The organism is Streptomyces sp. NPDC091281 (genome assembly GCF_044757425.1).
Taxonomy (GTDB): domain Bacteria; phylum Actinomycetota; class Actinomycetes; order Streptomycetales; family Streptomycetaceae; genus Streptomyces.
This window is the reverse complement of the sequence record NZ_JBIVUY010000016.1, coordinates 181,589-193,461: the sequence shown is the minus strand read 5'-3', so window position 1 is coordinate 193,461 and position 11,873 is coordinate 181,589. Positions and strand designations below refer to the sequence as shown.

The following is an 11,873-nucleotide window of genomic DNA, read 5'->3' as shown; positions in this document are numbered from 1 at the left end:
CGGGACGAGGCCCCCGGCTCTGGCGCCGGTCGTGACTCCGGCGCAGTTCGTGGCTCCGGCGGCGGTCCGGGCCTGGATTCCGGCGTCGGTTCCGGTGGCGGCGCCTGTGCCGGTTCCTGCACCGATGCCTGCTTCGCCTCAGGTGTCGCTCGCGGCTCCGGTCCCGGTTTCTTCTGTCCCGGTGTCTCCTGTCCTGGTGCCTCCTCCGGGCGTCGTTCGTCCGCCGGTTCCGGCTCGGGGGCCGTACCGGTCGTCCCCCGGGCCCCCACCCCCGTCTCAGTCACCCGTCGGCTCCAGCCCTCCCGGCGCCTCGGCCGGACGTGCCCCGGACGCCCGGAGCACCTCGACGACCTCCCGCGCGCGCAGCGGGTCCACCGGCAGCGCGTGCCGCGCGAACCAGCGGGCCCCGGCCGGGTCCGGCGACGGGTCGGTGAACTCGGCTCCCGCGTAGTCGTCGAGCGGCGGGTCGTACAGGTAGCCCACCACGATCCCCCGCCGGGCCAGCGCGGCCCGCGCCGCGTCCCGGTCGGCGACGAACAGCGGCACCCGGAACAGCGGCTGGACCGGGCCCGTGCCGGCGGGCGGTGTCGCCCAGGGCGTCGCCAGGAGCTGCTCGGTGCCCGCCCGGCACGCCGCCAGCACCTGGTCGAGCCGGTCCAGCCGACGCCCGATCCGGGCGAGCCGCGGCCCGCCGGAGCGCAGCCGGTAGTCGTGCAGGTCGACCCGGACCCAGGAGTCGTACGCCGCGAGGTCCGGGGCCGCCCGCGCGGCGCGGGCCAGGTCGGGCGCCCGCAACGGCATCCGGATCTCCTCGCGTTCGGTCAGCCCGAGCAGTCGCAGGGTCGCCCAGGCGGCCCGCCGCAGCCCCAGTCCACGCACCGCCGCCTCCGCGTACGGCCGTACGGTGTAGGCGAGTTCGGCGGTGATCCGGCCGGACAGCAGCAGGTCGTCGGCGGTCTTCTCCAGCGCCTCGCGCAGCCCCGGGTCGGCGCAGGACAGGACACCGCCCGCCTTGGCGCCGACGTGTTTGGAGAGGCTGAACACGGAGGCGTCGCCCCAGGTCCCGACGGGACGGCCGCCCACCTCGCTGCCGATCGCGTGCGCCGCGTCCTCGAACAGGGGAATGCCGAGCGCGTCGCACTTCTCCCGCAGGCGCGGGGCGTCGTCGGGGTTGCCGTAGAGGTTGGTGGTGAGCACCGCCGACAGCGAGCCCCACACCTCGTCGGGCACCGCGTCGACGTCGATCGAGGCGTCGCGCGGGCGCAACGGCGCCTGCACGGGCCGCAGTCCGGCCGCCAGCACCACGAAGAGGATCACGTCGTCGTTGACCGGCGACATCAGGACCCGGCCGCCCGGCGGGCACCAGTGGCGCAGCGCCACGAACAGCCCGAGCCGGCACGACGGCACGTACACGCATTCCCGGCCGAGTCTGCCGCGCAGGGTCGCTTCCAGCCGCTTCGACCGTGACCCGTGCCGCGCCGACCCGAGGCCGGCCTCCCCTATGGCCATCCCGCCCCCCAGGTGTGCCCTGGGAACGCCCCCTCCCCGAGGCCTTCCGGCACCCGCCCAGAGTCTCCCTTTTCGCACCGCTCCGTCAAGATTGCGGACCGGCCCGCGGCCGGTCGCCCAGGCCCGCCCGACCTGCTGTCGCCGTACCCACGTCATCGTGTCCCTCCGTCTCCTGTGTCACTTCCGTGGCGCCGCCGGTGTCCCTTCGGGCAGGTCAGCCGTACCGTGTGCGGGTGTTCGGCGCATCGCGCCGGGCATCCCGCACGGCGTACCGATGGCGAGCACGAAAGCGAGGCACCACCCGATGTCCCCCCTGGCCCCGTTCGACCTCCCCGAGGGCGACCCCTTCGGCCCGCACAACCTCCCCTACGGCGTCTTCGCCCGGCGCGGCCCGGCCGCCGAGGCCGCCGCCGACTCCGCCGCCGACGCCGCGCACTCCGCCGGTCCCGGCGGCGCGGCCGACGGCCGGACCGTCGGGGTGCGGCTCGGGGACCACGTCCTGGACGCCGGTGCGGCGGCCACCGCCCTCGGCTCCCCGCACGCCGCCCTGCTGACCGCCCCGACGCTCAACCCGCTGCTGGCCGCAGGCCGTCCCACCTGGTCGGCGGTGCGCCGTGCCCTGACGGAGTGGGTCACCGACCCCGCCCGCCGGGAGACGCTGCTCCCCTTCCTCCACCCGCTCTCCGAGGTGGACCTGCACCTCCCCTTCGAGGTCGCCGACTACGTCGACTTCTATGCCTCCGAGCACCACGCCCGGAACGCGGGCGCCATCTTCCGCCCGGACGCGGCCGACACCCTGCTCCCCAACTGGAAGCACCTGCCGATCGGTTACCACGGGCGCGCCGGGACGGTCGTGGTGTCCGGCACCGACGTCGTCCGCCCGTCGGGCCAGCGCAAGGCGCCCACCGACCCGGCGCCGGTCTTCGGGCCGTCCGTCCGGCTGGACATCGAGGCCGAGGTCGGCTTCGTGGTGGGGACGCCCTCCCGGCAGGGCACCTCCGTGGCGCTGGCCGACTTCCGCGAGCACGTCTTCGGCCTGTGCCTCCTCAACGACTGGTCCGCCCGCGACCTCCAGGCCTGGGAGTACGTGCCCCTCGGCCCGTTCCTGGCCAAGTCGTTCGCGACGTCGGTGTCGGCGTGGGTCACCCCGCTGGAGGCGCTGGACGCGGCCCGGGTCTCACCCCCGGAACGCACCCACCCCCTGCTGCCGTACCTCGACGACTCCACCACCGAGCCCGCCGGTTACGACCTGCGCATCTCGGTCGCCGTCAACGGCCACGTCGTCTCCGAACCCCCCTTCTCCACCATGTACTGGACGGCCGCCCAGCAGCTCGCCCACCTCACGGTCAACGGCGCCTCCCTGCGCACCGGCGACCTGTACGGCTCGGGCACGGTCAGCGGCCCCGCCGACGACCAGCGCGGCTCCCTCCTGGAGCTGACCTGGAACGGCCGCGACCCCCTGGAACTCCCCGACGGCAAGCGGACCTATCTGGAGGACGGGGACGTCGTGACCCTGTCCGCCTGGGCGCCGGGGCCGGACGGTGTCCGGGTGGGTCTCGGCGAGGTGAGCGGGCGGGTTCTCGCGGGCTGACTCCGGCGGCCCACGGCGTCATACTGGCGGCGGGCACGGTGGCCGCACCGCGCCCGCCGCACGGCACCATCCGGGGGCCGGCCCAGGCCGCCGCCCCCGGCCCGTTCCCCTCCCGTCCCCGCCGAACAGGAACCGGAGCCCGTGGCATGACCGTCTGCCTGCTCCTGCTGAGCGTCGTCGCGCTGGCCGCCGCCGTTCCGGCTCCGCGTGCGCTGACCCGGGCCGACTGGCCCGAGCGGGAGCCGGTGGTCGCGCTGTGGGTGTGGCAGTGCCTGGTCGCGACGGTGCTGCTGTGCTGTCTGACGGCGCTGGTCCTGGGCGCCGCCGCGGTCTTCCACACCGTCCGCGCCCAGCTGTTCGCCCCCGCCCCGGCGGCGGTGACCGAGGCGTACGACCTGTCCATGGCCCCGGCCTGGGCGACGGTCCTCACCCTGCTGCTGGCCTGCGGGGCCGCCTGGACGACCGCGATGCTCGGCCGGGAGCTGGTCGAGGCCCGCCGCAGGCGCGGCGCGGCCCGCGCCCATCTGCGGGAGCGCGCCCCCGACCTGCCCGCCGGGCTGCCCTCGGCGCGCGGTCCGCTGCTGGTGCTGGAGGACGAGTACCCGGACGCCTGGTGGATGCCCGGCAGTCCGCCCCAGCTGATCGTCACGACCGGTGCGCTGCACCGTCTCACCTCCCTTCAACTCGACGCGGTCCTCACCCACGAGCGGGGTCACGCCCGCGCCCACCACGACTGGCTGCTGCACCTCTCCTCGGCCCTGGCGACCGGTTTCCCGCGCGTCCCGCTGTTCGCGCACTTCTGCGACCAGACGCACCGGCTGGTGGAACTGTCCGCCGACGACACCGCCTCCCGGCGCTGCGGCCACCTCACGACCGCCCTCGCCCTGATCGAGCTGAACCAGCACCGGGGCGTGCTCTCCTGCGCCTCCAGCAACCGGCTCCTCGGCGAGCGGGTCGACCGTCTCCTCCAGCCGCCCCCGCGTCTCCTGCGGCGGCAGCGCGCCCTCACGACGACCGTCGCCGCGCTGGTCCCCCTCCTCCCTCTCCTGATCACCTTCGCGCCGGGCCTGACCGCCCTCGGGTGAGGACGGGGGCAGGGAGACGGACCCGGCCCGCCCCGGCCGCGCCGCGTCACCCCGCCCCTCCCCCACCGCTCCCGGCGGCTCCTGGCTGCCGGCCCCGACTCCCGGCCCGAGCCCTCCCGCTGCCCGCCCCGACTCCCGAACCGGGCCTTCCCGCTGCCCGGCCCGGCCCGGCCCGCCAGGGCCCTGCCTCCGGAGGAGTCCCCCTGAATCCGGCAGGCCTCTACATCCAGGCCCCTACATCCAGTCCTCGGGTTCCGGCTCCTCGTCCATCTCGGGCCAGTAGTCCGCCCCGTCCGCCCCAGCCGCCTCAGCGGTCCCGCCCGTCGCGGCGCGGGGCGTGGCGCCGGTCCGCGTCCCGGCCCCGGTGGAGCCGCCGCCCGTTCTCCTCGCCGGGGCGGACCCGGAACCGGAGCCCGACGCTCTCGCCCCCGCCTCCGAGCCGTCTCCTGGCCCGGAGGCGCCGCCCGTCTCCGGGGCCTCCCCCAGCCCCGCGAGCGTCTCCACCACGCCCTCGCCGTACGTGGCGAGCTTCTTCTCGCCGACGCCGCTGATGCCGCCGAGCTGGTCCACGGACGTCGGCCAGGCGGTGACGATCTCCCGGAGCGTGGCGTCGTGGAAGATGACGTACGCCGGGACGCCCTGCTCGCGAGCCTGTTCGGCGCGCCAGGCACGCAGGGCCTCGAAGGCGGGCTGGAGCGCCTCGGGCAGCTCCACGGCCGCGGCCTTCGCCCTGCCCTTGCCGCCGGAGGAGCCCGAGGTCTTCGCCGTGACCGGCTTCTTCGGTTCCTTGCGCAGCGGCACCTCGCGTTCGCGCCGCAGCACCTCCCCGCTGGCCTCGGTCAGCACCAGCGTGCCGTAGTCGCCCTCGACGGCGAGGAGGCCCTGGGCCAGCAACTGCCGGACGACACCGCGCCATTCGCCCTCCGACAGGTCCTCTCCGATACCGAAGACGGAGAGCTGGTCGTGGTCGAACTGGATCACCTTGGCGGTGCGCTTGCCGAGCAGGATGTCGACGATCTGCACCGCGCCGAACTTCTGTCCGCGCTCGCGCTGGAGCCGCACGATCGTCGACAGGACCTTCTGCGCGGCGACCGTGCCGTCCCAGGTCTCGGGCGCGGTGAGGCAGGTGTCGCAGTTGCCGCAGCCGGTCGCGTCCGGCTCCTGCCCGAAGTAGGCCAGGAGCTGACCGCGGCGGCACCGGGCGGTCTCGCACAGGGCCAGCATGGCGTCCAGGTGGGCGCCCGCCCGCCGCCGGAACGCCTCGTCGCCCTCGCCGGACTGGATCAGCTTCCGCTGCTGTATGACGTCGTTGAGGCCGTACGCCATCCAGGCCGTGGAGGGCTGTCCGTCGCGGCCCGCGCGGCCGGTCTCCTGGTAGTAGCCCTCGATGGACTTGGGCAGGTCGAGGTGGGCGACGAACCGCACGTCCGGCTTGTCGATGCCCATGCCGAAGGCGATGGTCGCCACCACGACCAGGCCCTCCTCGCGCAGGAACCGGGACTGGTGGTGCGCGCGGGTGGCCGCGTCCAGGCCCGCGTGGTACGGCACCGCCGCCACGCCGTTGCGGGCGAGGAACTCGGCGGTCTTCTCCACGGAGTTGCGGGAGAGGCAGTAGACGATGCCCGCGTCGCCCGCGTGCTCCTCCCGCAGGAAGGCGAGGAGCTGCTTCTTCGGGTCCGCCTTGGGGACGATCCGGTACTGGATGTTCGGCCGGTCGAAGCTCGCCACGAAGTGCCGGGCGTCCGGCATGCCCAGGCGCTGGGTGATCTCCTGGTGGGTGGCGTGGGTGGCCGTCGCGGTGAGAGCGATGCGCGGGACGTCCGGCCAGCGCTCGCCCAGCAGCGACAGGGCGAGGTAGTCGGGCCGGAAGTCGTGGCCCCACTGGGACACGCAGTGCGCCTCGTCGATCGCGAAGACGGCGATCTTGCCGCGCGACAGCAGATCCAGCGTGGAGTCCAGCCGCAGCCGCTCCGGCGCGAGGTAGAGCAGGTCCAGCTCGCCCGCGAGGAACTCGGCCTCGGTCACCCGCCGCTCGTCGAAGTCCTGCGTGGAGTTCATGAACCCGGCCCGCACGCCCAGCGCCCGCAGCGCGTCCACCTGGTCCTGCATGAGCGCGATCAGCGGCGAGACCACGATGCCCGTGCCCGGTCTGACCAGGGACGGGATCTGGTAGCACAGCGACTTGCCGCCGCCGGTGGGCATGAGGACGACCGCGTCGCCGCCGGCCACCACGTGTTCGATGACCGCGCCCTGCTCACCGCGGAAGGCCTCGTATCCGAAGACCCGGTGCAGCGTGGCAAGCGCCTCGCTGTCCGTCTCCGGCATCCCGGTGGTTCCTGGCATCTCGCTGATCCCGCCCGTCCCGCGCATAGTCCTGTCCCCCGTGCGTCGTCCTTCGACCACTGACTCCACGATAGGGGCCGGGACCGACACCGCCGGAGTTGTCCACAGGAAAGACCGGGCCCCGGTTTCCGCGGAGGAAAACCGGGGCCCGGTCATATCTTCGGAGGAACCGCCGTTCCGGGGGGCGTCGCGCGGGTCAGCGGACGAAGACCCCCGCCTGGTTCGCCAGGTCCAGGAAGTACTGCGGCGCCACGCCCAGCACCAGCGTCACCGCGACGCCGATGCCGATGGCGGCCGTCGTCAGCGGCGACGGGACGGCGACGGTCGGGCCCTCCGGCCGGGGCTCGCTGAAGAACATCAGCACGATCACCCGGATGTAGAAGAACGCGGCGATCGCCGACGACAGCACACCGACCACGACCAGCGGGGCCGCGCCGCCCTCCGCCGCCGCCTTGAACACGGCGAACTTGCCCGAGAAGCCGCTGGTCAGCGGGATACCGGCGAAGGCGAGCAGGAACACCGCGAAGACGGCCGCCACGAGCGGCGAGCGCCGTCCGAGACCGGCCCACTTCGACAGGTGCGTGGCCTCGCCGCCCGCGTCCCGCACCAGCGTCACCACGGCGAAGGCGCCGATGGTGACGAAGGAGTAGCCGCCCAGGTAGAAGAGGACGGACGAGACGCCGTCCGGCGTGGTCGCGATGACACCCGCGAGGATGAATCCCGCGTGCGCGATCGACGAGTACGCCAGCAGCCGCTTGATGTCGGTCTGGGTGATGGCGATGATCGCGCCGCCCAGCATGGTGATCACGGCGACGCCCCACATGACCGGCCGCCAGTCCCAGCGCAGGCCGGGCAGGACGACGTAGAGCAGGCGGAGCAGGGCGCCGAAGGCGGCGACCTTGGTCGCGGCGGCCATGAAGCCGGTGACCGGGGTCGGCGCGCCCTGGTAGACGTCCGGGGTCCACATGTGGAACGGGACGGCGCCCACCTTGAACAGCAGGCCCATGACGATCATCGCGGCGCCGATGAGCAGCAGCGCGTCGTTGCCCATGGTGTCGGCGAGGGCGGGGGTCAGGTTGGTGACGGTGCCGTCGACGACCTGGGCGATCGTGGCGTACGAGACGGAGCCCGCGTAGCCGTAGAGCAGGGCGATGCCGAACAGGGTGAAGGCGGAGGCGAAGGCGCCGAGGAGGAAGTACTTGACCGCGGCCTCCTGCGACATGAGCCGCTTGCGGCGGGCCAGGGCGCAGAGCAGGTACAGCGGCAGCGAGAAGACTTCCAGGGCGATGAAGAGGGTCAGCAGGTCGTTCGCCGCGGGGAAGACCAGCATGCCCGCGACGGCGAACAGCAGCAGCGGGAAGACCTCGGTGGTGGTGAACCCGGCCTTGACGGCGGCCTTCTCGCTGTCGCTGCCGGGGACCGAGGCGGCCTGGGCGACGAAGGAGTCGACGCGGTTGCCGTGCGTCTCGGGGTCGAGGCGCCGTTCGGCGAAGGTGAACAGGCCGACCAGGGACGCCAGCAGGATGGTGCCCTGGAGGAACAGGGCCGGTCCGTCGACGGCGATCGCGCCCATGGCCGCGATGTGGGCCTTCGTGGTGCCGTACCCGTCGGCGGCGAGGGCCACGACGGCGGCGAACGCTGCGCACAGGGCGACCACGGACACGAACAGCTGGGCGTAGTAGCGGGATTTGCGCGGGACGAAGGCCTCGACCATGATCCCGACGACCGCCGCGCCCACGACGATCAGGGTGGGCGAGAGCTGCGCGTATTCGATCTTCGGCGCGTCGATCTTCGCGATCGGGTCGGCCGCGGTTGTCCACAGGCTGTGGACGGCTGCCGTGCTCACTTCGCCGCCTCCACGTCGGGCCGGGGATCCTTCTTGTGTACGTCGGAGAGGGTCTGTCTGACCGCCGGGTCGACGATCTCCGTCAGGGGCTTCGGGTAGACACCCAGGAAGACCAGCAGCACGATCAGCGGCGTGACCACCACGAGTTCCCGCGCGCGCAGGTCGGGCATCTTCGCCACCGCGGGCCGGACCGGGCCGGTCATCGTCCGCTGGTAGAGGACGAGGCTGTACAGCGCGGCCAGGACGATGCCGGCGGTGGCGACGATGCCGAGCGCCGGGTAGCGCGAGAACGTGCCGACCAGGACCAGGAACTCGCTCACGAACGGGGCGAGGCCGGGCAGCGACAGGGTGGCGAGGCTGCCGATCAGGAAGGTGCCGGCCAGGACCGGGGCGACCTTCTGGACGCCGCCGTAGTCGGCGATGAGCCGCGAACCGCGCCGGGAGATCAGGAAGCCCGCGACCAGCATCAGCGCGGCCGTGGAGATCCCGTGGTTGACCATGTAGAGCGTGGCGCCGGACTGGCCCTGGCTCGTCATCGCGAAGATGCCGAGCACGATGAAGCCGAAGTGCGAGATCGACGCGTACGCCACCAGGCGCTTGATGTCTCGCTGGCCGACGGCGAGCAGCGCACCGTAGATGATGCTGATCACGGCCAGGACGAGGACGACGGGCGTGGCCCACTTCGAGGCCTCCGGGAAGAGCTGGAGGCAGAAGCGGAGCATCGCGAAGGTGCCGACCTTGTCGACGACGGCGGTGATGAGGACGGCGACCGGGGCGGTGGACTCCCCCATGGCGTTGGGCAGCCAGGTGTGCAGCGGCCACAGGGGCGCCTTCACCGCGAAGGCGAAGAAGAAGCCCAGGAACAGCCAGCGTTCGGTGCTGGTCGCCATGTCGAGCGTGCCGTTGGCGCGGGCCTCGGCGATCTCCGTGAGCGAGAAGTTCCCCGCGACCACGTAGAGCCCGATCACCGCGGCCAGCATGATCAGTCCGCCGGCCAGGTTGTAGAGGAGGAACTTGACGGCCGCGTACGACCGCTGGGTGGACGCCGTCTCCTCACCGTGCGCGTGCGCGCGGTCGCCGAAGCCGCCGATGAGGAAGTACATCGGGATCAGCATGGCTTCGAAGAAGATGTAGAAGAGGAAGACGTCGGTGGCCTCGAAGGAGATGATCACCATCGCCTCGACGGCCAGGATCAGCGCGAAGAAGCCCTGGGTGGGCCGCCAGCGCTTGCTGCCGGTCTCCAGCGGGTCGGCGTCGTGCCAGCCCGCGAGGATGATGAACGGGATCAGCAGCGCGGTCAGCGCGATGAGCGCCACCGCGATGCCGTCCACGCCGAGTTCGTACCGGACGCCGAACTCGGCGATCCAGGAGTGGGACTCGGTGAGCTGGTAGCGGTCGCCGTCCGGGTCGAAGCGGACCAGGACGACGATCGCGAGGACCAGGGTGGCCAGGGAGAACAGCAGCGCCAGCGCCTTGGCCGCGTTGCGCCGGGCGGCGGGGACGGCGGCGGTGGCGATGGCCCCGACCGCGGGGAGCACCGCCGTCGCTGTCAGCAGGGGAAAGGACATCGGTATCAGACCGCCCTCATCAGCAGGGTGGCGGCGATGAGGACCGCAGCACCGCCGAACATCGAGACCGCGTACGAGCGCGCGAACCCGTTCTGGAGCTTGCGCAGCCGTCCGGAGAGCCCGCCGACCGAGGCCGCCGTGCCGTTGACGACGCCGTCGACCAGGGTGTGGTCGACGTAGACCAGGGACCGGGTGAGGTGCTCGCCGCCGCGGACCAGGACCACGTGGTTGAAGTCGTCCTGGTAGAGGTCGCGGCGGGCGGCCCGGGTGAGCAGCGAACCGCGCGGGGCGACGACCGGGACCGGACGGCGGCCGTACTGCGCCCAGGCCACGGCGACGCCGATCACCAGGACGACCATGGTGGCGAGGGTGACCGTGAGGGCGCTGACCGGGGCGTGGCCGTGGTCGTGGCCGGTGATCGGCTCCAGCCAGTGCAGGAAGCGGTCGCCGACGCTGAACAGGCCGCCCGCGAAGACCGAGCCGAAGGCCAGCACGATCATCGGGATCGTCATCGACCTCGGGGACTCGTGCGGGTGCGGCTCGTGGCCCTCGGCGTCGGGCTGCCAGCGCTTCTCGCCGAAGAACGTCATGAGCATCACGCGCGTCATGTAGTACGCGGTGATGGCCGCGCCGAGCAGGGCGCAGCCGCCGAGGATCCAGCCCTCGGTGCCGCCCTTGGCGAACGCCGCCTCGATGATCTTGTCCTTGGAGAAGAAGCCGGACAGGCCGGGGAAGCCGATGATCGCCAGGTAGCCGAGGCCGAAGGTGACGAAGGTGATCGGCATGTACCTGCGCAGACCGCCGTACTTGCGCATGTCGACCTCGTCGTTCATGCCGTGCATCACCGAGCCGGCGCCGAGGAAGAGGCCCGCCTTGAAGAAGCCGTGCGTGACGAGGTGCATGATCGCGAAGACGTAGCCGATGGGGCCGAGGCCCGCGGCCAGGACCATGTAGCCGATCTGCGACATGGTGGACCCGGCGAGCGCCTTCTTGATGTCGTCCTTCGCGCAACCGACGATCGCACCGAAGAGGAGCGTGACGGCGCCGACGATCGTGACGACGAGCTGGGCGTCGGGCGCGCCGTTGAAGATCGCGGCCGAGCGGACGATCAGGTAGACACCCGCGGTGACCATGGTGGCCGCGTGGATGAGGGCCGAGACCGGGGTCGGGCCCTCCATCGCGTCCCCGAGCCAGGACTGGAGCGGGACCTGCGCGGACTTGCCACAGGCCGCCAGGAGCAGCATCAGCGCGATCGCGGTGAGCTGGCCCTCGCCCGCTTCCCCGGCGAGGCCGGGCTCGTCGAGGGTGCCGAGCAGCGGGCCGAAGGCGAAGGTGCCGAAGGTGGTGAACATCAGCATGATCGCGATCGACAGGCCCACGTCACCGACGCGGTTGACGAGGAAGGCCTTCTTCGCGGCGGTGGCCGCGCTGGGCTTGTGCTGCCAGAAGCCGATCAGCAGGTAGGACGCCAGACCGACGCCCTCCCAGCCGACGTACAGCAGGAGGTAGTTGTCCGCGAGGACGAGCAGCAGCATCGCCGCGAGGAACAGGTTCAGGTAGCCGAAGAAGCGGCGGCGGCGCTCGTCGTGCTCCATGTACCCGATCGAGTACAGGTGGATGAGCGAGCCGACGCCCGTGATCAGCAGGACGAACGTCATGGACAGCTGGTCGACGCGGAAGGCCACGTCGGCCTGGAAGCCCTCGACGGGGATCCAGCTGAACAGGTGCTGGGTGAGGGTGCGGTCCTCCGCGCCGCGGCCGAGCAGGTCGGCGAAGAGGACGAGGCCGATGACGAACGACACGGCCGCGAGGGCGGTGCCGATCCAGTGGCCGACGGCGTCGAGCCGACGGCCGCCGACCAGGAGGACGGCCGCTCCGAGCAGGGGCGCCGCGATGAGCAGCGCGATCAGGTTCTCCACGATTCTTCCGAC

7 protein-coding genes are annotated in these 11,873 nt (G+C 72.5%); 2 read left to right on the top strand and 5 right to left on the bottom strand.

The window, feature by feature from the left end; genetic code table 11:
• Positions 1–276: 276 nt before the first annotated feature.
• Positions 277–1,509, bottom strand: coding sequence for a DegT/DnrJ/EryC1/StrS family aminotransferase (locus ACIQPQ_RS33860; protein WP_401311720.1), 1,233 nt, complete (start codon positions 1,507–1,509; stop codon positions 277–279).
• Positions 1,510–1,822: 313 nt separating this feature from the next.
• Here ACIQPQ_RS33860 and fahA point away from each other — a divergent pair, with 313 nt between their 5' ends.
• A complete protein-coding gene (fahA, locus tag ACIQPQ_RS33855; protein ID WP_401311799.1) occupies positions 1,823–3,100 on the top strand; it encodes a fumarylacetoacetase in 1,278 nt (425 codons plus the stop codon).
• A 146-nt stretch (positions 3,101–3,246) separates the two neighbouring features.
• On the top strand, positions 3,247–4,185 hold the full coding sequence (locus ACIQPQ_RS33850) for a M56 family metallopeptidase (protein WP_401311717.1): 939 nt from the start codon (positions 3,247–3,249) through the stop codon (positions 4,183–4,185).
• A gap of 234 nt (positions 4,186–4,419) precedes the next feature.
• Here the strand turns inward: ACIQPQ_RS33850 and recQ are convergent, their stop codons facing one another.
• The 4 genes from recQ to nuoL form a co-directional block, all read right to left on the bottom strand.
• Positions 4,420–6,555: a DNA helicase RecQ gene (gene recQ / locus ACIQPQ_RS33845; protein ID WP_401311714.1), complete on the bottom strand. Its 2,136-nt coding sequence runs from the start codon at positions 6,553–6,555 to the stop codon at positions 4,420–4,422.
• A 169-nt stretch (positions 6,556–6,724) separates the two neighbouring features.
• Positions 6,725–8,374: an NADH-quinone oxidoreductase subunit NuoN gene (gene nuoN / locus ACIQPQ_RS33840; protein WP_383776391.1), complete on the bottom strand. Its 1,650-nt coding sequence runs from the start codon at positions 8,372–8,374 to the stop codon at positions 6,725–6,727.
• A complete protein-coding gene (locus ACIQPQ_RS33835; RefSeq protein ID WP_401311710.1) occupies positions 8,371–9,942 on the bottom strand; it encodes an NADH-quinone oxidoreductase subunit M in 1,572 nt (523 codons plus the stop codon). The genes nuoN and ACIQPQ_RS33835 overlap by 4 nt, the downstream gene beginning before the upstream one ends.
• 5 nt (positions 9,943–9,947) lie before the next feature.
• A complete protein-coding gene (nuoL, locus tag ACIQPQ_RS33830) occupies positions 9,948–11,861 on the bottom strand; it encodes an NADH-quinone oxidoreductase subunit L (RefSeq protein ID WP_401311708.1) in 1,914 nt (637 codons plus the stop codon).
• Between the last annotated feature and the right edge of the window lie 12 nt (positions 11,862–11,873).

Bases quoted from the DNA above. Each gene is read 5' to 3' on its own strand.
- ACIQPQ_RS33860 (WP_401311720.1), bottom strand. From the start codon at position 1,509: ATGGCCATAGGGGAGGCCGGCCTCGGGTCGGCGCGGCACGGGTCACGG.
- ACIQPQ_RS33850 (WP_401311717.1), top strand. From the start codon at position 3,247: ATGACCGTCTGCCTGCTCCTGCTGAGCGTCGTCGCGCTGGCCGCCGCC.
- recQ (WP_401311714.1), bottom strand. From the start codon at position 6,555: ATGCGCGGGACGGGCGGGATCAGCGAGATGCCAGGAACCACCGGGATG.
- ACIQPQ_RS33835 (WP_401311710.1), bottom strand. From the start codon at position 9,942: ATGTCCTTTCCCCTGCTGACAGCGACGGCGGTGCTCCCCGCGGTCGGG.